The sequence below is a fragment of the Pseudorhizobium xiangyangii genome (assembly GCF_020531965.1).
In the GTDB taxonomy this organism is placed as follows: domain Bacteria; phylum Pseudomonadota; class Alphaproteobacteria; order Rhizobiales; family Rhizobiaceae; genus Neorhizobium; species Neorhizobium xiangyangii.
In genome coordinates, this window is record NZ_JAJAWH010000023.1 from 58,310 (window position 1) to 84,539 (window position 26,230).

General features: G+C 60.5%; 15 protein-coding genes and 2 riboswitches. Of the genes, 5 read left to right on the top strand and 10 right to left on the bottom strand.

What is annotated here, in order from left to right; all coding sequences use genetic code 11:
- The first annotated feature begins 29 nt into the window (after positions 1-29).
- The 4 genes from LH464_RS19010 to ribB all read left to right on the top strand — a co-directional run bounded on the left by LH464_RS19010 (position 30) and on the right by ribB (position 4,320).
- The gene (locus LH464_RS19010; protein ID WP_226787984.1) at positions 30-851 is read left to right on the top strand and encodes a transketolase; all 822 of its coding nucleotides are present in this window, start codon (positions 30-32) and stop codon (positions 849-851) included.
- Positions 851-1,813, top strand: a complete 963-nt coding sequence (locus LH464_RS19015) for a transketolase family protein (RefSeq protein ID WP_226787985.1) — start codon at positions 851-853, stop codon at positions 1,811-1,813. The genes LH464_RS19010 and LH464_RS19015 overlap by 1 nt, the downstream gene beginning before the upstream one ends.
- Positions 1,810-3,279, top strand: coding sequence for an FGGY family carbohydrate kinase (locus LH464_RS19020; protein WP_226787986.1), 1,470 nt, complete (start codon positions 1,810-1,812; stop codon positions 3,277-3,279). Before LH464_RS19015 ends, LH464_RS19020 begins: the two co-directional genes overlap by 4 nt.
- A gap of 131 nt (positions 3,280-3,410) precedes the next feature.
- Positions 3,411-3,555: riboswitch (FMN riboswitch) on the top strand.
- Between the two features lie 129 nt (positions 3,556-3,684).
- Positions 3,685-4,320, top strand: coding sequence for a 3,4-dihydroxy-2-butanone-4-phosphate synthase (ribB, locus tag LH464_RS19025; protein WP_226787987.1), 636 nt, complete (start codon positions 3,685-3,687; stop codon positions 4,318-4,320).
- Between the two features lie 166 nt (positions 4,321-4,486).
- Here the strand turns inward: ribB and LH464_RS19030 are convergent, their stop codons facing one another.
- From LH464_RS19030 to LH464_RS19070, 10 genes are all read right to left on the bottom strand, one after another.
- The gene (locus LH464_RS19030; protein ID WP_226787988.1) at positions 4,487-5,248 is read right to left on the bottom strand and encodes an ABC transporter ATP-binding protein; all 762 of its coding nucleotides are present in this window, start codon (positions 5,246-5,248) and stop codon (positions 4,487-4,489) included.
- Positions 5,245-6,231 (bottom strand): FecCD family ABC transporter permease, encoded by a 987-nt coding sequence (locus tag LH464_RS19035; RefSeq protein WP_226787999.1) that lies wholly within the window; start codon positions 6,229-6,231, stop codon positions 5,245-5,247. The genes LH464_RS19030 and LH464_RS19035 overlap by 4 nt, the downstream gene beginning before the upstream one ends.
- A 41-nt stretch (positions 6,232-6,272) precedes the next feature.
- Positions 6,273-7,274, bottom strand: a complete 1,002-nt coding sequence (locus tag LH464_RS19040) for an ABC transporter substrate-binding protein (RefSeq protein ID WP_226787989.1) — start codon at positions 7,272-7,274, stop codon at positions 6,273-6,275.
- A 142-nt stretch (positions 7,275-7,416) separates the two neighbouring features.
- Positions 7,417-7,615: riboswitch (cobalamin riboswitch) on the bottom strand.
- Between the two features lie 104 nt (positions 7,616-7,719).
- Positions 7,720-7,977, bottom strand: coding sequence for an SCO family protein (locus LH464_RS24610; RefSeq protein WP_315859693.1), 258 nt, complete (start codon positions 7,975-7,977; stop codon positions 7,720-7,722).
- Positions 7,965-8,132: an SCO family protein gene (locus LH464_RS24615; RefSeq protein WP_255648486.1), complete on the bottom strand. Its 168-nt coding sequence runs from the start codon at positions 8,130-8,132 to the stop codon at positions 7,965-7,967. The genes LH464_RS24610 and LH464_RS24615 overlap by 13 nt, the downstream gene beginning before the upstream one ends.
- Before the next feature lie 772 nt (positions 8,133-8,904).
- On the bottom strand, positions 8,905-10,206 hold the full coding sequence (locus LH464_RS19050; protein WP_226787990.1) for an HlyD family type I secretion periplasmic adaptor subunit: 1,302 nt from the start codon (positions 10,204-10,206) through the stop codon (positions 8,905-8,907).
- Between the two features lie 48 nt (positions 10,207-10,254).
- Positions 10,255-13,557 carry a cadherin-like domain-containing protein gene (locus LH464_RS19055; RefSeq protein ID WP_226787991.1) on the bottom strand — a complete coding sequence of 1,101 codons (3,303 nt, stop codon included), beginning with the start codon at positions 13,555-13,557 and terminating at the stop codon, positions 10,255-10,257.
- Positions 13,558-13,568: 11 nt separating this feature from the next.
- A complete protein-coding gene (locus tag LH464_RS19060; protein ID WP_226787992.1) occupies positions 13,569-15,308 on the bottom strand; it encodes a type I secretion system permease/ATPase in 1,740 nt (579 codons plus the stop codon).
- A gap of 72 nt (positions 15,309-15,380) precedes the next feature.
- The gene (locus tag LH464_RS19065; RefSeq protein WP_226787993.1) at positions 15,381-24,599 is read right to left on the bottom strand and encodes a peroxidase family protein; all 9,219 of its coding nucleotides are present in this window, start codon (positions 24,597-24,599) and stop codon (positions 15,381-15,383) included.
- Positions 24,600-25,289: 690 nt separating this feature from the next.
- Positions 25,290-25,844 (bottom strand): hypothetical protein, encoded by a 555-nt coding sequence (locus LH464_RS19070; protein WP_226787994.1) that lies wholly within the window; start codon positions 25,842-25,844, stop codon positions 25,290-25,292.
- 169 nt (positions 25,845-26,013) lie between these two features.
- Here LH464_RS19070 and LH464_RS19075 point away from each other — a divergent pair, with 169 nt between their 5' ends.
- A complete protein-coding gene (locus LH464_RS19075; RefSeq protein ID WP_226787995.1) occupies positions 26,014-26,178 on the top strand; it encodes a hypothetical protein in 165 nt (54 codons plus the stop codon).
- Positions 26,179-26,230: the final 52 nt, after the last annotated feature.

The following is a 26,230-nucleotide window of genomic DNA, read 5'->3' on the forward strand; positions in this document are numbered from 1 at the left end:
CCAGGACCCGTATTGAAAGGCTTAGACCAATGCTGAAGAACGACACCGTCAACACGATCCGGGAAAAAGCCCTATGGATGCGCCGTAAGGCGTTTACCATGGTTTTCGATGCCCAACTCGGACACCCCGGCGGCGATTTTTCGGCGATCGACATTATTGCTACGCTCTATTTCGGGGTCATGAGATATGATGCAAGCCGGCCCGAAATGGCCGACCGCGACCGTTTCATCATGTCCAAGGGTCATGCCACCGGCGCGCTCTACACTGCCCTTTGCGCGGCAGGCTATTATCCGGAAGACTGGCTTGCGACCTATATGCAGCCAAACTCCAGGCTGAACGGCCATCCCAACCGAAACTATCTACCGGGCGTAGAGACCAATACCGGACCTCTCGGCCATGGGATGCCGGTGGGCCTTGGGATCGCGATAGCCGGCCAGTTGATTGACAGTAACTATCGCACCTTCGTTCTGACGGGTGACGGAGAACTTCAAGAAGGCTCCAACTGGGAAGCGGCTATGACGGCCGGCAACCGGAAGCTCGGCAAGTTCACGCTGATCGTCGACCGCAATCGCTTGCAGCAAGGCATGGGGACCGAGGAGACCAACGGGCTCGATCCGCTGGACGACAAGTTTCGCGCCTTTGGGTGGGATGCTACCGTCGTCGATGGCCATGACGTCGCAGCGTTGCTCGATGCCCTCACGGAACCTCCCGGTGGTCGTTCAAAGCCGCTCTGTGTGATTGCCAACACGATCAAGGGCAAAGGCGTGTCTTTCATGGAAAACAAAGCATCCTGGCATCACGGCGTTCCAAACGCCGAGCAATACGGACAGGCAATGGAGGAATTGGTCTGATGGCTGCTCCCGGAGCAAAACAGGAAGGCTTTTACGACTGCCGCGACGCCTGGGCCAAAACACTCGAAGATCTGGCGCAGCAGGATCCACGCATCGTTGCCGTCGTCAACGATTCCGTCGGCTCCTCAAAACTCGGCGGCTTCCAGAAAAAGTTTCCCGACCGGCTGATCAATGTGGGCATCGCCGAGCAGAATATGGTGGGCGTGGGGGCCGGCCTCGCCAACGGCGGACGAATTCCATTCGTCTCGGCTGCCGCCTGCTTTCTCACCGCCCGGGCGCTCGAACAGGTGAAAGCCGACGTCGCCTATGCCAATTTCAACGTCAAGCTGGTTGGTCAGTCGTCTGGTGTTGCCTACGGCGAGCTTGGACCTACCCATCACTCTATCGAAGATTTTGCATGGTTGCGGCCGCTCAGCAATATTACGGTCGTTGCACCGGCTGATTCCTGGGAAACTGCCGAGGCCATCAAATGGGCAGCGGCCCACGAAGGTCCCGTTTATATCCGATTGAGCCGCATGCCAGTGCCCGATCTCCAGGTCGTAGACCGGAAGTTCCGACCCGGCAAAGCTGAACTGGTGCGCGACGGAGGCGACGTGACGTTGATTGCCTGCGGCACGACAGTACATCTCGCCGTTGACGCGGCCGGTGCCTTGCAACGCGAGGGCATCACCGCCCGTGTTCTCAACATGGCGACCATCAACCCTCTGGACGAGACAGCGGTGGCCGCCGCAGCCGATGACACCGGCGCCATCGTTACCATCGAAGAGGCCGGAATTCGCGGTGGCCTCGGCGGTGCTGTGGCAGAATTTACGTCTAGTCACGTGCCCGTTCCAGTGGAACGCGTCGGCTTCCCCGGGTTCGTGCCAACCGGATCGGTGGACTGGCTGTTCCAACAGTTCGGCTTGACCAGCCCCGGCATCGTCGATGCGGCCCGTCGGGCGATTGTACGCAAACGCGCATGACAAGCGGCCACGTCATCGCCATCGATCAAGGCACGACAAACACCAAGGCCATTCTCGTGGATGGTACCGGCAAGGTCGTCGCCAAGGCATCTGCTCCACTCGCGTCGAACTACCCGAGGCCAGGATGGGCAGAGCAATCCGCAGACGATATCTGGGCGGGTGTCCAGGCTGTCATCGCCGAGATCGTCGCTATGTACCCTTGCGAGATTGAAGGGCTTGCCATCGCAAACCAACGCGAAACGCTGGTGGTTTGGGACGGCGTGACCGGACGCCCGGTCAGTCCAGCCATCCTGTGGCAATGCAGGCGAACCGCCAAGGCCTGCGAGGCACTTATCCGTAGTGGGGTCAATGCAGCTGTCATTGATGCAACCGGCCTCTCGATCAATGCCCTCTTCCCGGCTTCGAAGCTTGCGTGGGTTCTGCAAAATGTGCCCGAGGCCCAAACTCTGGCCGATCAGGGTCGACTTCGGGCAGGCACCGTCGATTCCTGGCTCCTCTATAAACTGACCGGTGGACGGGAGTTCGCCACCGATCATTCCAATGCGTCACGCACGCAACTCTTTCACACCGGGGCGCTTGCATGGGATGAGGACCTCTGCGCTCTGTTCGGCGTACCCTCCTCCGCCCTCCCGACACCGAAACCGTCCGACAGCCTGTTCGGCCACACCGCCGAGGGGACATCTGCGCTTGCGCCCGGAACCCCGATCCTCGCTATGATGGGCGACAGCCATGCTGCCCTCTACGGCCATGGTGTGCGCAATCCCGGTCTCGTGAAGGCAACGTATGGAACCGGTTCATCCCTGATGACGGTGACAACCGGGCGCATCCTGTCGAAACATGGGCTCTCCAGCACGATCGCATGGACGAACAGCAGTGGCACTGCCTATGCGCTTGAGGGAAACATCACCGTATCGGCGCAGGCCGCTGCGTTTGCCGCCACCATGCTGGGGTTGGCGGATGCCCACGCCTTGTCCGAGCTGGCGCAGACGGTACCGGACAGTGGCGGCGTGACGTTCGTACCGGCACTTGCGGGTCTTGGAGCGCCCCATTGGAACGACCATGCCACCGGCACAATAGCCGGCATGACGCTTGCGACGACCCCCGCTCACGTCGCCCGCGCTACGCTTGAGGCGATTGTCCTTCAGATAGCCGATGTTTTCACCGCCATGGAAAAGGATATTGGCGCACAGCTTCAAGGGCTCCTGGCTGATGGTGGTGCATCCTCCAACGATGCCCTGATGCAGCTTCAGGCAGACATTCTCGATCGCCCCGTCTCTCGCGGTGAGCAGGCAGAAGTGGGCGCGATCGGCGTAGCGACGATGGCACTAGGGTCGCTGGGTGCGGATTATCACACGTCCGACAATGACCTGCGCCAGTTCACGCCAAATGTGCATGCCGTAGCTGACCGCTCGCTGATCTTGCAGAACTGGCGGCAAGCGATCACCCGCGTTACCGCCGTTTTATGAACGCGAGGAAACATCCCATGATCTGGTCCTTCGCCGGAAGTTAGACACAGCGTCACCTCCGACGAAGCAGCAGAACCTTCTTTCTGACCCGACAACGGCTTGCTTTTTTAGGTCGGAAGCAATTATGGTTTCAATGTTCTCAGGGCGGGGTGCAATTCCCCACCGGCGGTAACGGGGAAACCCGAAGCCCGCGAGCGCTTCCGGCGGCGTCGGAAGGTCAGCAGATCCGGTGCAACTCCGGAGCCGACGGTATAGTCCGGATGGAAGAGAGCAAAGTCACTGCAACCCTCCGCAAGGCGGGTGCGCGGTGTTTGTTCGCCCAAGGGAAGTTTTGCCGAAGCGCGCTTGAGCGCAGATGGCGCAACAAAAAGCCGGCCTCCGGCTCAACCCTTGAAAGACCTACGTATGACTATCTCAAAAATTGAAGATGCGATCGAAGCCATAGCCCGCGGGGAAATGGTTATCGTCGTTGACGACCAAGATCGCGAGAACGAGGGCGACATCGTCTTTGCGTCTGAGGACGCCTCGCCTGAGAAAATTGCCTTCATGATGAACAAGGCACGCGGCCTGATTTGCGTATCGATGGAAGGCCAGCGCCTGGATGAGCTCAGCATTCCGCTCATGGTCCCAAACAACACGGAGTCGCTCAAAACCGCCTTCACCGTCTCGGTCGACTACCTGCCGGGCACAACGACGGGTATCTCCGCCGCAGACCGTGCCGCCACAATCAAGGCTTTGATCGATCCGGCTGCCAAGCCGGAGGACTTTGCCCGCCCGGGGCACATCTTTCCATTGCGTGCCAATCCCGAAGGAGTGCTCGGCCGCCCGGGGCATACGGAGGCGGCCATCGATCTGTGCCGCCTTGCCGGCAAGGTTTCCTCCGGTGTAATTTGCGAGATCGCCAACGATGACGGCACCATGGCCCGCCTGCCGGAGCTTGAGGTTTTCGCCGAACAGCATGGGCTGCACCTGGTCACCATCGAAGACCTTGTCAGCTATTTGCGCACCTCATCAGCTGAAATTTCGGAAGTTGCCGCTTAAAGGTCGCTAGCCACAACGCGGATGTGAACCGCGCGAATGGATTGCGGAGCTCGCTGCTCCGCAATCCTCAGTAGCCCTGAAGCGGCGGCAGTCATCAAGCACCCTCACTTTGGTGTGGGCACGCTCCCGTTTTGAAAATCTGCATAGTCTCCGATCTTGCAAGCCATTACATGCGAAACTGAATATGAAGCCGCCCGTGATGCTGCGACGTCGAGACATGTGCATCGACGCCGAAGACGCTGGCGATCAGCCCTTCCGTCAGGATTTCCATCGGCGCTCCACACCCTATGAGACGTCCGTCGGAGAGCACTGCGATCTGGTCGCAGAAGCGCGCAGCCAGGTTGAGGTCATGGATCGCCACAATCGTCGTTACCGGCAACTCGGCGACCAGCCGCAGAATGTCGATCTGATGCTGGATATCGAGGTGGTTGGTGGGCTCGTCGAGGATGAGGAAGGACGGTGATTGCGCCAGCGCCCTTGCCAGTTGAACACGCTGTCGCTCTCCGCCGGACAAGGTATGCCAGAACTGGTCGGAGCGGCCTTCCAGGTCGACCCGAGCGAGGGCCTCGGTGACGATCCTGTCATCTTCGCTCGTCCAGGGCGAAAGTGCCGAACGATGCGGCGTCCGCCCGAGACGGACAACGTCAAGGACGGTGACATTCGCCTCTGTCATCGAATGCTGCTCGACAACGGCAACACGTCGGGCAAGTTCACGCCGGCCAAGGCCGCTCATCGGCTTCCCACCCAGAACCACCTCACCTGCAGCCGGCGACCTGAGCCCGGCCAACAGCCGGATCAGTGACGATTTCCCGGAGCCGTTCGGCCCGATCAGCCCGAGCATCTGGCCCGGCTCGATAGAAACCGTCACGTCATCGACGATCACCTTGCGTCCTGCAAGCCAGCGGACAGCGTTGGCGGCAAGGGTCATGCTGCCCTCCTCGCCCGATAGAGGATGACCGAGAAGAACGGCACGCCGACGAGCGCTGTGACGACGCCGATTGGTAGAACCTGCGGCGCGATGATGATGCGCGAGACAATGTCGGCCACGACCATGAACAGCGCCCCGACGAGCGCGCAGGCGGGCAACAGACGACTGTGGCCCGGACCAACGATGAAGCGTGCCGCGTGCGGGATGACGAGCCCGACGAAGCCGATAGCACCAACCATGCTGACCATGGTGGCGGTCATGAGCGCCGTGACGAGAAGGAGCACGACACGCACGCGCTGTACCGCAATACCAAGGGACCGTGCGGCATCCTCGCCGAAGGTGAAAGCATCCAATGCCCGCGCGTGCCAGATGCAAACGACCAACCCAAGCATCACCACGGATGCCGAAAGCATCACTTCAGGCCAGCGAACTCCGGCAAAGCTCCCAAGCAGCCAGAACATCACGCTACGAGCCTGCTCGGCATTCGCCGACGTCGAAACGATATAGGACGTCAATGCATTGAAAAGCTGTGACGCCGCCACCCCGGCAAGGATGGTCCGGTCGGCCGTTTGGCGACCACTGGAGAGAAGCGCGACAAAGGCAAAAGCCGCGAGCGACCCCGCAAAAGCTCCAAACGAAAGCGAGAAAGCCCCTGCCCCGAAGCCAAGCAGCATGACGCAGACGGCACCGGTCGATGCGCCCGCCGAAATGCCAAGCACATAAGGTTCGGCCAGCGGATTGCGCAACAGCGATTGAAGGATTGCGCCGGATATCGCCAAGCCCGCACCACAGAAAGCGGCGACGAGGGAGCGCGACAGGCGATAGTCCCAGATAACAGCCTCCTGGATGCGGGGCAGTGCAACACTGGTGAGCCCAAGACGATTGGTAATCGCCGCTACCGTGGTTTCCATGGGAATGATCATTTCCCCGAGCGCCACTCCGGCCGCGATGGCGACGAAGAGGGCCGCCAGCGCGATGCAGATGCCTGCAAAGCCGGCGGCCCAAGCGCCAAGACGTGAACGCCTCACTTCAGCAACCCGAAGCGATCAAGTGCGTCAGCGACGGTTTCAAGGCCCGTAATGGTCCGGATCGTCGGGTTCATAGCCTGTGCATCCATTTCGACGATCCTGCCATTCTCGACCGCGTCGAGCTTGCTGACGACAGGGTCCGAAGTCAGGAAGGTCTTCTTCACGACAGGGTCATCAGCGCCCTGTGTCCGGCGATCCATCGTACCGATCACGATGACCGCAGGGTTTTTCGCAGCAATGGCTTCCCACCCGACCAACGGCCACTCCTGCTCGGACTGAATGATGTTGTGGGCTCCGAGCACTTCGGTGATGTAGCCTGAGGCACCATTCTTGCCGGCAACCCACGCGTCGCCAGCCACCTCCGGTGACGAGAACCAGTATACGAGGCTGACGTCCCCGGCCTTGTCCGCGACACGCTGGCGAACAGCTTCCTCACGCACCTTGAGTTCACCGATCAGCGCCTGGCCTCGATCGGCGATGTCGAAAATGCGCGAAAGCTCGTCGATCTCCTGGTAAAGGAGATCCATGGTCAGCATCTGGCTGCGGGTTCCGTCCGACAGCGTGTTGTCGGTAACGACACAATCAGTCGGAGAAACGTAGCTCGGCACGCCGAGATCCTCGAATTGCTGGCGTGTGCCGACGCGGCCCTGCGGGCCGACCGAGGTCAGAAACTGCACGGCAATGAAATCCGGCACCTTTGCAACAACCGCTTCAAAATTCGGGGTGCTGTCTGCAATGCGATCGACTTTGGCGTTTTCGGCAGCGAGCTCGGGCAGAACGGGAGAAACCCAGATAGCGCTTCCCGCCATGCGCTCCGCAAGACCCAGCATCAGCATGATCTCGGTGCTGTTCTGGCCGAGCCCTACTGCCCTTTGCGGTGCTTTCGCGACGCTAAGCTCAGTGCCGCAATTCTCGAGCCTCAACGGATAACTTGTGGGAGCGGCGACGGCAGCTACGGGAAGAGCTGCAAAAAAGGCGGCGATCAAGCCGAGTTTCATGTCCTGTCCTTTCAGATGATGCGGCAATGCCGGGATCAAAGGCAGGACGAAGCCAGACGGCGAAACCCGTCTGTGTCGACATGGCGTGCGAAAAGGTCGCTGGCGTCATAATCATCTCCCTGCCGGAACCCCTCGTCCGGTGATGGTTGGTCTTGCCACGGCAGGTCTCCTGACTTGCGGCTCGAACACCTCTCATCTCCTTCCCGATCCCGAAAAGATCAGTGGCCTTGATGAAAGGCTTGCCGCTTACAGTTGCGAGGGCAGTTGCGGAATTGGCCTAAAAGACCTCACCGCATTCCCTTTTCATCCGCCAAAGCGGAACCGTAGCGAGTTGTTGATAGGGAACGTTTGGGAACTTGTCCAGCATCCATGCGCCTGATCATGACAGGTGATCCCGTCCGCTTGATCAAGCTGGACGGCGCGCTGATACTCGTCAGACGCCAGTTTATTGAGCGAGAAGCCGTCGCGAGTACTTCAGCAAGCCCTCTCTGTCGCCATAAGGCACGACCTGTGAGAGCAGACCGAATTTGTCCACCATCATCGTGGATGCCGTATGGTCCACACTGTAATAGTCCTTCGTCTTGTCGCCCTGTAAAATGGTCGCTCCGAAAGAGACCGCTACAGTCTCGATGTCCTGCAAGCGCCCGGTCAGGCGGGTAATTCGCGCGTCAAAGTGGGTCAGAAACGCCTTTAGCCGCTCCACCGTGTCCCAAGATAGTCCGGCTCTTCCATCGAAAAATCGACAAGCAGCGGCTGAACGTCGTCGGCCTCGTCACCCATTTCTCGAGCCTGGCTCATTGTCATCAAGGCGCCCGGGCATGCCTCCCTGCAGCCCGCAAAGCCGAAGAAGATGAGCATCCTTGCCGGGGAACGTCTCGTCGTTCACGAGCTTGCCGTTATGATCCATCAGATCCCAAGCGCCGCGTCGCCGGGTCCGGCGGCTCGTATCCGGGCGGCGAAGAGGCCGTGGTTTCGCTTTCGCCGCCAAGCACTCCATGCGGCGTCTGTCGTGCGCGGCCGCCGCAGTGGATAACAGCAAGAGCCCACCCCCAGCATGATGCCCGACTGGGAACTACAAGATCATATCCTTTGGTTCGGACGGTCGTGAAAGGAGAAGAGGATGACGCAGCAGACATCCTCAGCCATTGAGCGGAGAGATACCTGCGGCTCTATACACTATTGGAAACCGCCGTGGCGCTCGCCGTCTTGGCAATGGTCGCGGCCATTGCCTATCCGCGGGCCTCAATGGACCGGGGAACCTCGGCGCTGCGGCCAACCTCACTTCGGATCGAATCCGTCCTCCGGCAGGACCGCAACGCTGCGATTCGGCAACGGTGGAGCACACACACCCAGGTCGACACGGTAAAGCGGGCAGTCTATCCGGGCGCGAGGTGCATCTGGCGTCCGGCATCGCCGTGTTCTTCGTCGGCGCGGCCGGGTCGCATGCGAACACAATCCATTTTCTGCCAACGGGCGAGACCACAGGCGGGAGGATCGTCCTTACCAGCGTGCCATCATCCTACCGTATCCTGCTGGCAATCGCGGAATGCATGTAACACCGCTCAACAAGGCTGCACTCAAAAATAGTTGAGCCAATCATACTTCTCCTACTGTTATTTCAATAATTCTCTCACTCTTCTCGAAATGCCTTCATCATCTGGTCCGTGAATGGCTTTGTTATGTAAGAAAGTGCAGTTCTCTCATCGGTCTGGATGAAGACTTCGACGGGCATTCCAGGCATGAGCTTGTTGGTCTCAAGGAGCGCAATGTCGCGCACTCCGATTGAGGCAAGATAGTATGGCTGGCCAGTTGCGCGGTCTGTCGTGGTGGCGGCGGCGATGACCTCGACACTGCCCTCGAGTTCCGGCGTGGTCCTCTGGTTGAAGGCCGTGAATCGCAGCCTTGCTACCTGGCCCACGGCAACACGGTCAATGTCAATTGGAGGAATGCGAACCTCAACCTTGAGATCGTTGCTTTGCGGCACAATCGACATAACCGTGGCACCCGGTGCCATGATGCCGCCGAGCGTGTGGATCTGTAGATCATAGACGAGGCCGTCGACGGGGGCCCGCACATCCATGCGGGTCAATCGGTCGGTTGCGGCGATAGCCCGTTCGCGCAGTTCGGCGAGCTTGGCATCGATCTCGAGGATGGAGGCCTGCGCCTCCTTGCGGGCTCCCTGGTCGATAGCCAGAAGCTTGACGTTTATCTCACTGATGCGCCCGAGCACTTCGGCGCCCTTTGCCGCGAGTTCTCCGCGAGTGCCGCCGATGCGCGCTTTTTGCCTCAAGAGGTCGCGCTTCTGGGCGATCGGAACAAGACCCTTAGCGAGCAGCCTATCCAGCTTTTCCAGTTCCTGGTCGATAATGACGCCTTCACTCTCGTTGGCTTGGCTCTGTGCCGTGAAGCCGTGCATCTGCTCGTCCAGCTGGTCTGCCTGAAGCCGCAACTGATCCTTCTGGCTTGCCAGCATCCGGCTATTTTCCTCAAACAGCTTGCGTTCGCCTGCGGTGATGGACGCCGGTAAATCCCGCTGCGCGAAGTCGATGGCGCCGAGACCGTCGCGTTCGGCGCGCAGGCGCGATTGCATGGCCACCAGTTGCTGCAACTGCGTCTCGATAATTGTCAGCTCCACCCGGGTCTGGGTGTCGTCGAGCCGCAGCAGGATATCGTCCTTCCTGACCGCATCGCCGTTGGATACCCGGATCTCGGAAACGATGCCGCCATCCCTGTGCTGAATGGTTTTCACCTGCTCGGGCACAACCATATGGCCGGAGGCAATGACGGCCCCGGACAACTTGGCATGCGCCGCCCAGCCGCCGATACCGACGATCAACAAACCGGCCAACAGCGCCGAGACGATGATGCGTGAGGAAATGCCGAACTGGTTGCGGTTTGCATTGCCGCCTGGCGTCCCGATCGTCTCACCCATGAAATTCTCCCCTTAGCGCTGTGCGCCACTGTTGCGTTGTTCGACTGCTCAGGCCGATCCATTGTCATGGGATGCCTGCTCCAGCGCGGCCAACAGGAAATCCTGCTCCGTCAGGTGGTAGCGACCTTGCAGCAGGATCTCGATGTCCTCGTCGCGCTCGAGGTCAATGATCGCTCGCACCACGGTCTGTTCCCCATCTTCGAACTGCTGATGATAAAAGGTGATGCGGCCTGCCCGTGCCCCGCCGGCAATGTCCTCTCCGTCGACACCCAGGCCATCGAAAACAAGGTTGCCCAGGCTGGAGATGTCAACCCGGTCTCCGGCCGCAAAATCGCGGATCTCGTCGCGGTGATCTCCTCCAGCGGAGCCGAGGCCGAAGACGAAGATGTCATTGCCGGCGCCACCCGTCATGATCGTCACACCAAACCCGTCAACGATCGTGTCGTCGCCGCTGCCGCCGATGGCCCCTTCGACGCTTGTCAGGAGATCCGCACCGATCTCGGTACCGATCACATGGCCGGCATAGAGATCGATCATCACCCCCAGCCTGGTGGCGGAGGTATCATAGATATCGACGCCGTCACCGCCATCGAAGCTGTCGTTGCCGTCCGAGACCGCCCCCCCATCCGTGCGGGCGAAAACGAGAAAGGTGTCGTTGCCACCGTTGCCTTGGACTTCGTCTTGGCCATCGCCGCCGACGAGGATATCGTCGCCGTCCCGACCCTTCAGGCGGTCATTGCCGGCACCACCATGCAGGATGTCGCTAGCCTCGTCACCGCTCAACTGGTCGTTGCCCCGGCCGCCCCTAACGATCTCGAAGTCGATGATCGTGTCGCGGCCGATCTCGCTGCCCTCGATGTGACGTGCTTCGAAATCGGCCACGACGGCTTCGACGAGGGCCGTGAGATCGAGGGTGTCGACCCCATCTCCACCATCATAGACATCGTCGCCATCGTCACCTGCAGAGGACACGACGACGAGAACAACATCGTCACCATCCTCCGCACGGATGGTGTCATCGCCACCGGCGCCCATGAGCAGGTCGTCGCCGCCACCCGCATGGATGGCATTGTCGCTATCGTCGCCGATGATCGTGTCGTCATACCCCGAGCCGACGACATTCTCGATCTCTTCCACCTGATCGGAACCGATCGTCTCTCCCGTCGCAGTCCTGGCCTTCAGGTCGACCTCGACAGATGCATTCGCAGCACTGGCGTCCAGCGTATCGGTGCCTTCACCCCCGAAATAGACATCGCCGCCGTCATCATCGCAATCGTCGGACGCGGTGGAAACAACAATGGTATCGTCGCCGTCCTCGGTACAAATGGTGTCGTCGCCGTTGCCGCCCGTCAGCACATCGTCGCCGGCGCCCGCATGGATGGCATTATCGCCATCGTCGCCGGTGATCGTGTCGTCATGAGCCGTGCCAACGACGTTCTCAATCGCTTCCACCTGGTCGGAACCGATTGTCTCTCCCGTGGCAGTCCCGGCCTTCAGGTCTACCTGGATAGAGGCCTTCGCAGCACTGGCGTCCAGAGTGTCGGTGCCTTCACCGCCGGAGTAGACATCGTCGCCGTCATCATCACAATCGTCGGACGCGGTGGAAACAACAATGGTATCGTCGCCGTCCTCCGCACGGAGGGTGTCGTCGCCCTTCCCGCCCGTCAGCACATCATCGCCGCCACCCGCATGAATGGCATTGTCGCTGTCGTCGCCGGTGATCGTGTCGTCATACCCCGTGCCAACGACATTCTCGATCGATTCCACCTGATCGGAACCGATCGTCTCTCCCGTGGCAGTCCCGGCCTTCAGGTCGATCGCGACAGCTGCCTTCGCAGCGCTGGTGTCCAGATTGTCGGTGCCTTGACCGCCGGAGTAGACATCGTCGCCATCGGTAGGAGCGAGGCTGGCCTGGCGTTGCTCTTCGCCGGCAAAAGCCATGCGAAGGACGTCATCGCCCGCTCCGGCAAGGACCACATCATTGCCGCCGCCACCAGACAGATCGTCATCGCCGGTGCCGCCTTCGAGGAGATCGTTGCCCGACTCGCCGAGGAGGACGTCATCACCATCGTCGCCGAATAGCCGGTCATTGCCCTCCCCGCCCATCAGGCGGTCGTTGCCGACACCGCCCATCAGGGTGTCATTGCCCGCCTCGCCATAAAGATCGTCGTTCCCATCGCCCCCGAAGAGAACATCGTTGCCTCTGCCACCGAAGATGATGTCGCGCCCGGCATCGCCATGAAGGAGATCGTTACCATCTCCGCCAATCAGGCTGTCATCGCCCCACCCCCCGAAAACGATGTCGTCGCTTTCGCGACCATAGATGAAATCGTCGCCGCCGCGTCCATCGATAATATCTTCGAACGGCGTTCCAATCAGGCGGTCGTCGCCATCAGTTCCGCTAAACTCACGCGGCGGCGGCTTGACGATGCTCATCGTCGCCTGAACAGTGATGACGCCGTATCCGTCGCTCACATGATAGGTGAATGTCACCTCGCCGAGCGCACCGCGGTCAGGTGTGTAAAGCCACCGCCCCGGTCCATAGGCTTCGACATCGCCCGATGACGCCCGCAGATTGTAGATGGACAGGGTATCCCCGTCGGCATCGTGGACCAGTCGAAGAAGATCACCGAGAAAGATCAGAGTCGACAAGTTCATCATCGTATTCGGCAGCGTCGAGCGGCCGGACGTGGTTGGCAGGCGGTTGAGGCGATCATCTTCGTCGTCATCACCGGGCCTTGGTCTGGGGTCATGCCCTCCGGGCTGCGGGAACCAGCCATCATCCGGCCCTGAGTCCGATCGATCCAGTGGGCGAGGTGTCGGCGTGCCTTTCCATGAGTTGCTGAACGCGTGGTTGCCAAACCCGTTGAGGGGTCGGATCGGGAACCGGAAACTGTCCTCGTTCCAGGATACTTGCCCGTTGTCATTGAAGGCGCGCAGCAGCCTCTCCATGTGCGCCGAGGAAGAGTAGAACTCGCTGGCTCCATAACGCAGCCTAACGGAAGTAACGCGAGCGACACCTGTGCCCCCATCCTGCGCCGCGATCTCGTTGGCCATTTCCCGCAGGAAGGCAGCGACATCCTCTATCCGCTGGACGCTGTGGTCCGTGGGCGGATTACTGCCGACGGTTTCGTCGTCATAGGGTTTGGTGAACCGCTGCAGGTCCTGATCCAGGTCGTCGGAGCCTGCCAGCTCCGCTCCGACCGCTCCGACCAGCAGCGCCGGCAATACTCCATACTTCGCGCGCCCGCGCGGTGTGCCTTCGCTTAGCCGAAATGCGTTCGCGGGGGCGACGGTGGCCTTGCCGTCATTCGGGAGGCCGAGAACGAGTGTGTCTTCCATGACGGGCATGACGACATCTCCTATTCAGCAACGAGCGACCGGGCGGGACGCTCCATAGGGGCAGCGCGCTCCACAACCACGGGGCGCGCCTTGTTCGGCTGCAGGACCTGGTCCTTAGGGCCAAAGGCGACCAGACGGCCGGCTTGCACCACCCCGACCATGTCCACCGCCTGCAGCGCACTTGGACGATGGGCGACGATGACAACGATACCATTGCGCCGCCGGACCGATGCAATCGCCTGGGTCAATGCCTCTTCGCCTTCGGCATCGAGATTGGAGTTCGGCTCATCGAGAACGACCAGGAAGGGATCTCCGTAGAGCGCCCGGGCCAGACCGATGCGCTGGCGCTGGCCAGCCGAAAGTGCGGTCCCGTGCGGACCGAGTTCCGTCTGGTAGCCGTCGCGCAGATGCACCACCATTTCGTGAATACCCGCTGCCCGTGCAGCACTGATGATCATGCGGGCATCGGGTACCTTGGCGAAGCGCGAGATGTTGTCGGCGATCGTGCCTTCCATGAGCGCAACTTCCTGCGGCAGGTAGCCGACATGACGACAGTAGAAATCCTCGTTCCATTGGCTCAGGTCCGCGCCATCGATCCGCACCGAGCCTCGTAGAAGCGGCCATATGCCGAGGATGGAGCGAGCGAGCGTGGTTTTCCCACCGCCCGACGGGCCGATCAGTCCGAGCGCCTGGCCGGCCGTCAATTCGAAGCTCGCTTCACTCAGCAAGACAGCGCCGGTGGCCGGCGCAACCGTCGTGATGTTGTCGACAACCAAGCTCTGGCTCGGGGTTGGCAGCTCCACCAGTCCCGACTTGTCCTTGATCACCGCCAGTGTCTCGGCCAGCCGGCGGTTGCTGCGCCGCGCACTCACGAAACCCTTCCACTGCGCGATGACCTGGTCGACCGGCGCAAGCGCACGGGCAGTGACGATCGAGGATGCGATGATGGCGCCGGCAGACATATCGCCTTGGATGGCCAGATAGGCGCCAAGCCCGAGGATCGCCGACTGCAGCATCATCCGAAGCACTTTTGAAAGCCCTGACAGGGTGGCGCTGATGTCGGAGGTCCGGGTCTGGCTCTCCAGGTGCTGGCGGTTGGCGATCTCGAAGCGCTCGACGGCTCGCGCCGTGATGCCCATGGCGTGCAGGATGTCGGCGTTGCGGGCATTGGAGTCGGCGACGGAATTGCGGGTCACCGAAGCCTTGATCATCGACTGGGCGCTGCGTCGCGTCATCAGCTCGGCAATCAGGGTGATCAGCCCCAAAACGATAGCGCCACCGATCGTCAAAAGGCCCAGCATCGGATGCAACAGCCAGACGAAGGCCAGATATATCGGCATCCACGGAAGGTCGAATAGCGCAATCGGCCCCTGGCTGGAGAGGAACGCGCGCAACGTATCGACATCGCGGCCGCGCTCCATGGCTTCCGATGTCGAATAGCCGTATCGCGGCATCTCGATCGACACGGTGTGGGCCAGCGGCGCCAGTTGCTGGTCGAGCCGGGCACCCAGCCGGATAAGGATCTGTGAGCGCAGGATGTCGAAGATCCCCTGGAAAAGATAGAGGCCGATCGCCAACACCGATAGCGCCACCAGCGTCGAGACGCTGCCACTGGTCAGCGCGCGGTCATAGATCTGCAACATGTAAAAGGCGCCCGTCAGCGCCAGTATATTGATGATACCCGAAAGACCGAAAAGGTAGGCAAAGATGCCCCGGACCTTGTCCGGCCCGTAATTGGCATTCGTCTTCTTGTTCGTCATGACGTTCCCCTTACAGTTCGCTTGGCGCTGCTCCGGCCACCTCGGTGGCCGGAGCCCGACGTCAGGTCAGGATCAGGAGACCCCATTGAAGTCGTTGGCGGTGAGCGTATGGCGCCCCACTAGTGTCAGTTCGAAGTCTGCATCCGGGTTGCCGTCGGTATTGCCCCGGATGAGGGTGACCTCGTTGCCATCGCGGACGTCATAGGAGACAGCCACCTGGCCGGCTGCAGTCAGCGTCGTGCCGGCATTGAGCGAGAACGACTGCTTGCCATCCACCGTCGCGTTGGAATCGATGGCCGAGAAGTTGATCTTGTCGCCCGGCGAGAAGCCGTAGATCGTATCGCCATGCACCGCTGCCACACTCTGGAAGCGGAACGTGTCGTTGCCGAGCCCGCCGTCCATGACGTTGACCGCGGTGGTCGCCATTATCGTATCATGGCCGGAGCCGCCGATGACGTTTTCGAACCCGTAGACCGTGTCCGTAGCGCCATTGCCGTTGATCTGGCCACGCCCCATGAACCCGTTGCCGAGGTCCACAGTCAGGTTGCCGGTGGCGATGGAATAGTCGAGCGTATCGTTGCCCTCGCCGCCCCAGTACTGGTCGGATCCGTCGCCCGCCGTGGCGAGCACTATGTCGTTGCCGGCCCCGCCCCAAGACTTGTCGTCGCCGGCTCCAGCCTCGATATGGTCGTCGCCGGCATCGCCGTAGATCAGGTCGCTCCCGGCATTGCCGAACAGCATGTCCGCGCCCGACCCACCATGCAGTTCGTCGTCACCGGCACCGCCACTCATCGTGTCGTCACCATCTCCGCCCGACAGCACGTCGTCGCCATCCTCACCACGCAGGGCGTCATTGCCGCCCTCACCGGCCAGAATGTCGCCGGCGGCCCCACCCAGCAGCGTATCGTCCATTGCGGCGCCCATCAGGGCGTCGGCTGCAGCCGTACCGATCAACAGTCTCGGTGCGGTCACATTTCCGTTGTCATTGCCGCCAGGCACAACCGGATCGTCATCGTCGTCTCCCCCCACCGGAGAGGGGACGTCGTCATCCTCATCCTCATGATCGTCGTCATCGGCAGGCGGCGTGTCATCATCACTGTCCTCTTCGTCGTCCTCCTCTTCTTCTTCGTATTCGTCCCCATCTTCCCCATCGTCTTCTTCAAATTCACCATCATCATACTCTGACATCCAGTCATCATCAGAGGCGAATCGCGGCATTCCATTACTTGCGCTGAAGCGGATCGTATGGTTGTCACCGACAAGCTCCACCTGGCCGGTCCCCTCATCGATCGTCACTTCGTAGTCCGCGATCGTTGTTCCCTCCGGAAGCTCAATCACGTCCTGCGGCCTCAGCGTTCCAACGATCACATCATCTCCGCCACCGGTCTTGAACACGATACGGTGCGCCGAAAGCAGCGACGAAATATTCACCGTGTCGTCGCCCGCTCCGCCCACGACCGTGATCGTGTTGGGCCGGAGACTGGTCAGGCTGAAATCCCCGAACATCTGAATGTTGTTCGTGCCGCCTGCGGCGTTTACGACAATCTCCTCGATGTCGGTCATCGCCGCGATGACCACCTCAGCGCCGCCGCCGACCTGGCGGGTAATCACGATCTCGGCTTCGAAATCGCCGCCGACATCGCCATCTTCATATGCGATCCGGGCAATCGCCTCGTCGACCGTGTAGATGCGATAGGTTTCGCTCGCCCCGTCTCCATTGACAACGAACGTGTCGCCGCCAGCGCCTTCGAAGCCGCCGTTGATCGCATCGCTTCCATCGCCGACATTCCAGATGAAGGTGTCGTTGTCGGTCGCGCCCGTGGTGGCGTTGTCCCCTTCGGGGAGGTTGCTACCGAAGAGGGAGTCATCTCCGGCACCGCCGACGATGATGTCGTCGCCTTCGCTGCCTCGGATCTCGTCGTTGCCGGCTAGGCCGAAAATAATCTGCCCCTCGGTGCTAGGGGCGACGATCGTGTTGTCCCCGGCTGTGCCAGTGTTGATCACGAAGGTACGGTCGGCGAACTGCACGCGCTCAATGCCGTTGGCACCGCCCATCTGCTCGAGCTGGGAGTCACCTTCGTCGCCGTTGGAGTTATCAATATCATCGATCGTCAGCGTCGAACCACTACCGTTGAAGCTGAACGAGTAGCCGCTGGCCGGACCAGCGAACACCGCCGTGTCGATACCGGCGCCGCCGACGAGATCGTCATCGCCTGTGCCCCCGATGAGGATGTCATCGCCTGCTCCGCCGTTCAGGTCGTCGTTGCCGCTGCCGCCACGAAGCGTGTCAGCGCCGTCATTGCCGTTGATGGTGTCGTTTCCGGTGCCCCCAGTAATGTCGTTGGCCAGGATGTTGCCGCTCAGTGTTCGGGTGCCGCCGCCGACTACCACCAGGTTCTCGACATTGCTGCCGAGGGTGTAGTTGCCGGATGCCGAAAGAATGACGGTGTCCGTTCCGCCCGCGGCAGCTTCCGTGACCGTGTCAACACTGCCGCCGGAGGAGTCGTCGACGTAGTAGGTGTCGTTGCCAGCACCTCCGTTCATCGCATCGGCACCGGCACCACCCACCAGGAGGTCATCCCCGTCGCCGCCGTTGAGCGTATCGTCGCCGTCGATGCCCAGAAGGATGTCTCGTTCGGCAGTTCCGTTTAGCGTGTTGTTGCTGTCGTTGCCGCTGACCACGTTGAAAGCGATGCCGCCGACCTCGATCCTCTCGATATTCCGCAGGATGTCGTTACCGGCCGTAGTCATGCGCAGTTCGCCGCCTGAGAAGTCGAAGGCTGTGTTGGAAAGCAGGCCCGCCATCACAGCCGTATCACTACCAAGTCCGCCGTCGAGGATGTTGTTTCCCGAGTTGCCGGTAATGCGATTATCTAGACCGTTACCGGTGGCGTTGATGGCTCCGCCGCCGGTGAGGACGATGTTTTCTATCTCCTGCCCGACCAGCCCGGCGGCGGTCAGGTCGATCGATACCGAGCCTTCCACCGTATCGTTGCCGCCCCCGGTCAATTCGACCACCTGGTCGCGTTGAACCCCCGTGCCCGTCACGTCATCGATGACATAGGTGTCGGCGCCGGCACCGCCGGTCATGATGTCGGCTCCCGCGCCGCCGTCGATGCGGTTGGCTCCCGCATTGCCGGTGAGAGTGTCGTTTTGGCTGCTGCCGGTCAGGTTTTCTATGTCAACGAGAAGGTCCTCGGCACCAGCTGCCATTGCCGCTGCCAGGGTCGTCGCAGCTGACGCCAGCGTGACAATTACGCCAACTGCAGCGCCGGCATAGGTGACCGTGTCGTTGCCCGCACCACCATCGATGCGGTCATTGCCAACACCGCCGTTAATGACGTCGTCGCCATCCTCCCCGTAGAGCAAGTCGTTGCCGGTGCCGCCGCTGATGGTGTCGTTGCCGAATCCGCCTCGGATCGTGTCCACGCCGGCAGCGCCGCCGCTGAGAACGTTGGCGAGGTTGTCGCCCTTGATGGTATCATCGCCGGAGCCGCCGGTGACGTTCTCCACGTTACGGATGTAACTGAAGCCCGTCGCCGCACCGGTGAGCAGATTTACATCGACCGCTGCGGCGGTTGCCGCGTAACTCAGCGTATCGACACCGTTACCGAGGTCCAAACTGATGTGTTCGACATTGCCTATATCGGCATCATCGCCCGTAGTAAATTCGACCCGGGTGATGGTCGTCCCATTGTAGGTGACGTTGACCGAGTCAGCCGTGTTGCCATCGGCTCCGAGCACACGCACGGTATCAGTATCCGCGCCGCCATCGATGTTGTCGTCATCGTCGCCATTGCGATAAATGATCGTGTCGTCACCCGCGCCGCCATTGACGTTGTCGTTCTCACCCTCGCCGTCCAGCGTGTCGTGGCCCTCGTTGCCATTCAGTGTATCGTTGTCGTCCCCACCGTTTAATACATCATTGCCAACGAGACCGTTGAGCATATCGTTGCCATCATTGCCGTTGATCGTATCGCCGCCAACGCTGCCGTTCAGCGGGTTGTTGTTACCATTGCTGCCGTTGATCAATTCGCCGACAACCTCGGTCACTTCCGAGCGTACGGTATGCACATTGGCGAGGTCGTCGGTGTAGATGACCTCGGCACGGAGGTAGCGCCCGCCAAAGTCGCTACTGCCGCTTCCCGTTGTGGGAATGGTCCAGCTCAGTCCGGTTGCTCCCGCAACATCGGTCCAAGGTCCGGACGGCGAGTTCGCCCACTGCCACTGATAGGCAATCAGGCCTTCCTCGAACGCATCGGTGATGCCGTCTGCGTCATTGAAGGCCACCGTCATGGTAAGGGTCTGGCCCTCTGTCGGCGACATGTCGCTGATCAGAAGCGGTCCGACCGGTTCATCGTTGGTGCCGACGACCACATCGGTGGTTAGTGACATGACCGTCTCGGTGACGCCGCCCTGATCGACGTAAGTGCCGACGACGCGGATGCGCAGGCCGGTATGCTCATCACCCGGCGTAAAGGTGGTGCCGAACGAACCAGGAATGTTGATATAGTCGCCCGTGCCGTCGTTGCGCTCTATCTGCCAGCGATAGTTGAGGTAACCGACATTGCCGCTGCCGACAACGCCGGGATTATTGGCGTCATAAACACCCGCTGCCGACACGCTGAGCGTCACGCCCTCCCTGGCAGGGAGGCCGTCGATAACTAGGCGGCCGACCGGTTCGTGATTGCCGGACTGCTGCAGGACAACGGTCTGGTCGGAGAACTGGATGCGTTCGATGCCGATAAGGGTATCGACCCCTTCGTCGATCTGCGGATCGACCTCTTCCATCTCACGGCGTGCGACACGGACCTTGCCGTCCTCGAACTCCGTGATTTCATACCAGTCCCTGTTGCCGGCGAAGATCGCCGTATCGACGTTGTCGCTGATGTCATCGTCGTACTTGATCTCGCGCACGATGTGCATCTGGTTTGGCACGATCGTCCGCTCGAGCATCAGAGTATAAAGCGACTTGCCGACCCAGGCCGCAGGGATCGGCTGCCCGCCCGTATCGAGTTCGCCAGCGGCGAAGACGTGCTTCAGCGTGTCGACCGTCGCGATCTCATTTGCGTCGGTGTTTTCCTGACCGACCCCCGTGATGCGGATGCGCACGTTCAGCCAGGCGTCGCCGTGGATGAAGTCGTCGCCACCGCGACCCTCGAATGTGTCGTTACCGTCGCCGCCGATGAGGACGTTGCCCGACTTGAAGGCAACCGCCTTTTCGAGATCGACGCCAGGTTCGGTCGGACGCGGTGCCAACAGGCCACCCAACAGCTCTTCGAGGCCATCGATGCGATCTACGCCTGCCCAGCTGAGTTCGTGGTTGGTCATGTCGAGTTCGGTCTCGATTTCTTCCTGGCTGCCTCGGTCATCGCCGCGCAGCACGTCGTTATGCTGCCAGCCCGACAATGCTTCGGTCTGGTCGAAGCGGTCGCGTAGGATGTCGTCAGCAACAGTGGTGAAGATCGGGATGCGCATGTCGGAATCGGCCGCAATGCGGTTGCCCTTGTGTATGGCCCAGTCGAAGCCGAACATGCCTTCGTTGCGCATGACGCTTTCGCCCTGCACCATGATGTCGTCGCCGGATTCTGCGTCGAAGTCGTTCTCGTTCTCGCCGGCGAACATCACGTCATGGCCGAGGATGGTCGAGTTGAAGAACAGCTCGGAATTGTCTCCGTTGAGGACGTCGAAGCCGTCGCCGCCCTCCATCCAGTCACTGCCTTCATTGCCCAGCAGAAAGTCGTGGTCGGCGCCGCCGAGTATGAAGTCGTCACCCTCGCCTGCGAACACTTCCGTGGCGTCCACACCGACGAAGAATACATCCTTGCCGTCGCCGCCCATCAGGATGTCGAGGCCGTTCGAGTTGGCGATCACGTCGTCGCCGTCTTCGCCCTTGATGAAGTCGCCGGTGTCGCCCAAGTCAGTGATAATGTCGTTGCCGGCACCACCAATGATCAGGTCGACGCCGGCGCCGCCCTCGATCCGGTCATTGCCGCCACCACCCCAGATCGCATCGTCGCCGTAGTCGGCAATGATCGTGTCGGCCCCTTCCGAACCGGCAATGACGACGTGCTCACCGCCGATGAAGCGGATGTAGTTGTTTAGAGGGGTTTCATCGTCGTCGGTCAGCAGGTTGTCGCGCTGCACCTTGGTCATGCCGATGGCATTCAGATGCTCATCGTCATGTTCCGGATCAGCCTCGACCTGCTTGGCAAGATCGACGTTGAGGACGTAGTCGTGCTTGGCGAACGAATCGACGCCGGTACGATACGGGCTCTCGATGTCGTCTTCGGTACCGCGGATCCCATCAGCACCTGCTCCGACCATGTCGGAGTTGATAGCAATCATCTTCGAGAACGCATTGTTCTCGAGCTCGTTAAGCAGGTTCAGCCCCTGCGTACGCGTCAGGTAGTAGAACCGGTCCTGGTCCTGCAGCATCTCCATTTGGGCTTCGAACACAGCATTGAAGGTCGAACCGAGCATCCCGCCAAACGGCATCTTCTTCTCGGCCAGGCCGCCGACCCACAGATCGATATCGTTGAGACCGCTGCTGGCAGCGGTCCAGGCGCCGGTGCTATTGAGGAAGGCAAGACGGTCCGCGGGAGCTCCCACGCCGCCGAGGACGAGGAGCGTGGCTGCCGCCCGCTTCTGATCGAGTGTCCCGTCTTCCAGTGCAAGAAGAGTGGGATGCGTGCCATAAGCCGCAATGAAGTTGATGACGGAAGCGGGATTTTTAAGGTTCGCCGCCAACTCCGCCCAGCTCTCATAAGGTTTCACGAAAGTCGAATTAGTCGCTGCGTAGAGCTGCTCGCGTGCCTGGTTGAGCGTCGGCATGCCGGTGTCGCGACCGCGAGCAATATTGATCGCAGCGAGATCGAGCGGCAGGCCGAGCAGATTTGTGCGCAGCGCATCGACCACAAACTCATCGATTTCGTTGCCGCGAACCAGCGACATGCCGCGGAAGATCGCACCCGCCGCCTGGTCGTGCGTGATTGTACCGCCCTGGTCGAACTCGACCGGATTGAGGAAAGCCTCGATCAGGCCGATGTCCTGCGACCATTCCGCAAGATTGCCCACAGCAGAACTGGCAACGCCATTCTCGTCGTAAACGATAGGATTGCCAGCCGCATCAAGGAACATGCGCGAGATTTCTTCGGTCAGCATCGAGTGACCGAAGCGGTAGACCACATGGGCGAACTCGGCGAAAATCGCCGGATCGATGTCGGTCTGGGTGTTGAAGACGAAGACGTCGATCAGCGGCTGTACCTTGCGGCCGAACTCCTCGAAGACCAGGTGCTGATACTGCATCTCGGTGGCAAAGCGCGCAGTCTGGAAAAGGCGTTCGCCGTCCCAGTTCAGCGACTGTGCATACGTGGCCAGAGCCACGCCGCCGGTCGGAATGGCGTCCATCTCCGCCTGCGTCAGGTCGGTTATCAGCCATTCGTTGATGAAGGCTAGTTCCCCCGACTTCAGGATTTCCAGTTGCGTCACGGCTACCTGGCGATTGTGTTCGGAATGGAACACATGATGAACGGCGGTCAAACCGATATTTTCGTTGCCGCGCCCGTCACCGGTGACGAAATGGGCGTCCAGCAGTTCGTTGTCATATTCGGTGTTGCGGCCCGTCAGTGGATTGAACTGGACGGCATTGCCGGCGGGATCGACCTCTCCGACAGGCACGCCGTCGGTCAGCAAAACCCCAGTTGTACTGAGCACCGGCACCGCATTGTGGGCGATGTCGTCGAGGAAGGAATGCGAGGTACGAATCGGCTCAGTGCCACCGTCGGCCGGGTTCAGCTTGACGGGTACCCCCGGCGTTCCACTCATGGTGATGTCGTCGGCGGTATTGGGAATGCCATCAAAGCCGATATTGATGATGACCTGTGCAAAGCCGGTCACCGGATCCCGGACGAACTCGCCGTAGAGATCGGTGCGAACCAACGGTATATTGAAGACGTCACGGTCGGTCAGTTCGATGCCAAGCATCTCCCTTGCCTGCTCCTTGACGTCCTTCCAGGTCGGGAGGCCGTTTGCCCCGTCAAGCAGTCTGCCGGTCGCGACAGGAATCCCGTCCGCATCCAGTTTGTACTCACGCAGGAACACCTGGTGGGACGGGTGCGAAGTATAAGTCTGGTTCTGGTCGATGAACGGGGTCGTGGTGTTGACCGCCTCGCGCTGCGTGTCATCTTCTGTGCCCAGCACACCGTCTACGCCGGCTCCTGCGACTTGCGTGGCACGCGTCAGCACCATGAAGTTGGTGAAGCCGCCCGGCACATAGAGCGGATCGTCCGGATCAAGCGGCACATAGATCGTGCCGTCACCGCCCTTGGAAATCAGGTCCAGGCCGTGGTCGAAGAACTGGCCGAAGAAGGTCATCCAGCCATTGAATGGAGCAGACAGCCCCTCATCGGGCGCGACGTTGGGAATTTTAAGCGAAGTGCCATCAGCCTCGAACTCTATGCCGAGTTCCGCGGCGACGTGATTCAGAACGTTCTGCGCGCCCGTGATTGTAACCGTAGGCGTAGCAGGATCGCCATCGTCATCGACACCGGGAAGGGAGTATGCATTGGCCGTAGCTAATGCACCCGCGGCTGCTCCCTGGGCACCCAGGAGGTTCCCCTCCAGCATCGGGACAAGTCCTGTCAGGGCCGGGCTTGGGGTCTCGCCCGCCTCTACTGCAGCCTCTATGGTTGCATTGACGTCGTCGAACATCTTCTGCCAGCTATCGACCCTGGCATTGGCCACCTTCAAAATGTGCAGGACCGCGAAGGGCGCGGTCACCGAAGCCATCTTCGCGTTCAGGTCACCTTCATGGCCGGCATGCCTAAGTGCGGCGATCAGCGCCGCAGGATTGTTGGGGCTCTGATCAACGATCAGATTCGAAATCGTACGCGGGTCTGCATCTACGACGCTTCCGCCGGTTAGAGGTGTCTCGCCGCCGCTACTGTAGTTACCGTCGGTAATACTCGGAGCGGGCTGCGTCGGTCCGTCAGGGTCGAAAGTGTCTCCGTCCGTCTCGTTCCGCCAGTGGGGGTCGAACATGCGGGGCATGGTCTGGTCGGCGGCGCCCCAGAGCTCGCGGCCAGGGATGATGTTGTTGTAGCTTCCATCCACCGTGCGCAGCCCGTAGGGCAAGTGCGGCTGGCTGATCGCCAACATGCCCTCGGTGCCGTAGACGCCGTTCTCGTCGACACGAATTTCGTTCAACGGGATGCCGCTCGCATGCGCCTCGGCAATCTTAATCTGTTTCAGAACGAATTCCAGGTCGTGTTGGTTGAGCTTGACAGCCATTTCTTCCTCCCCTTGGAAGTGCGCGAGTTCATGAGTGGCCCCTGTTGGAGCCGACATGCGGACCGGGATTTGAGCGCAGTTACTGACCCACCTCACAGCATTTCAGCGCCGCCACATTCCGGGACGTATGTTAAATTTATCCGCATCGGACCACTTGTGGATCCGCGTAAGGTCGGGCCAATATTTAGACCAATGAACTCGCTTCTTTCAGACCAAAGTAAGGGGCGCTACTAGACGAATGTCAGGTCGATATGTTTGAGGCAGAGAAGAGCGCATTATCAGAGCTACCTCTTCGATCGTCGCATCTATTGAGTTCGGTGGTGTGCCATCATGAACCGCAAAGCGAAGTGATGAAGAATAGCCCGTGCTTAGCCGCCTCGCGGGGCTCAAACGGACAATGAGCTCATCCTGAGCGGCCGCGGCCTTTTCCTCGGAAGGGTTCTCGAAGTTCATGAGCATGCGGCAGCAGGCACTTCACCCAATTCCGCAAAGTGCGGATGTACTCTGCAAGGGTTTCCTGAATTCGAATCTCGTCGAATCTGCCGTTGAAGAGCATATCGACGAGGACTGAATCCATCAGGAGCGTGCTGGACTTGCTTAGTGACCAATTCCTCGACTGAGACCTCATCCCACCCAGAGACCGCAGTCGCCTTCGTCCACTGTCAACCGCTGAGGGATTCCGGCAAGGTTTCAAGACGGAAGGAACCGTACTTCATTTCGCCCACGCGCGGGCACAAAACCCGCCCGACATCGTTCTCTCACCAGGATGGAGACCCCCATGACCAAAAACACGGACGGCCTCAACGACCGCCCCACGGACGACACCATAGCCCAGACCAGTTCGGACATCCGTGACGCTTCCAGTTCGCCCATCGATGCCTCCGACGAAGAGATGGCGCGCATCCATTCGGCGCTAACGAAAGGCAACCAGAAGGACGAGAAACCCTTGAAAAGTAGCCCGAATGCCCGAAACACGGAACCGCCTGAGGTCTCGCGATGCCAGTATCGTTTACCGCCATATTCCTCGTAGCTTTCGATCTCAATGACGAAGGTAAGCCTCTCCAGTCGTTCGAACCCCGGCTCGCCGCAACGGAGGAAGCCGCCATCCTGGAGGTGAAGGAACTCGCCCATCATCATGCAGGCGCCCTCGTCTGGAAACGCGAAGGCGATCCGGTCGTTGGTGAAGAAGGAGATCCTGAAATCGTCTTCCAAACGGGCGCACCAGCATTGAGCTGATGCGCTCACGCAGCCTGGGCCTTCGATGCAGCTCGGAAAATCATCCAGGGCTTTAACCAGACGTTCTTGTGATGCACAGATCAGCGCATTAGGCTGACTGAATCGCCTGATGAAATTGCTTCTGGTCGGCTGACCGAAATGCCGGTGCATCCAGAGCTAAGCAGAACGGAGACCTGACATGGCAGAAGAGATCGACCATCTCAGCGACGCTGCGATCGCTCTCGATGATACGTTGATCCCCAAAGCCGCAAGTACCGATCCGATCACCGACGATATTCCCGAGGACGTCATCGAGGTGCCTGTGGAACGGGCCGTTATCGCCGATCGGTCCGACCAAAGGTAGAGTTGGGGTTCGCCAACCTCCGTTGGCAGCTGTTCTTACCGTCTGGGACGCA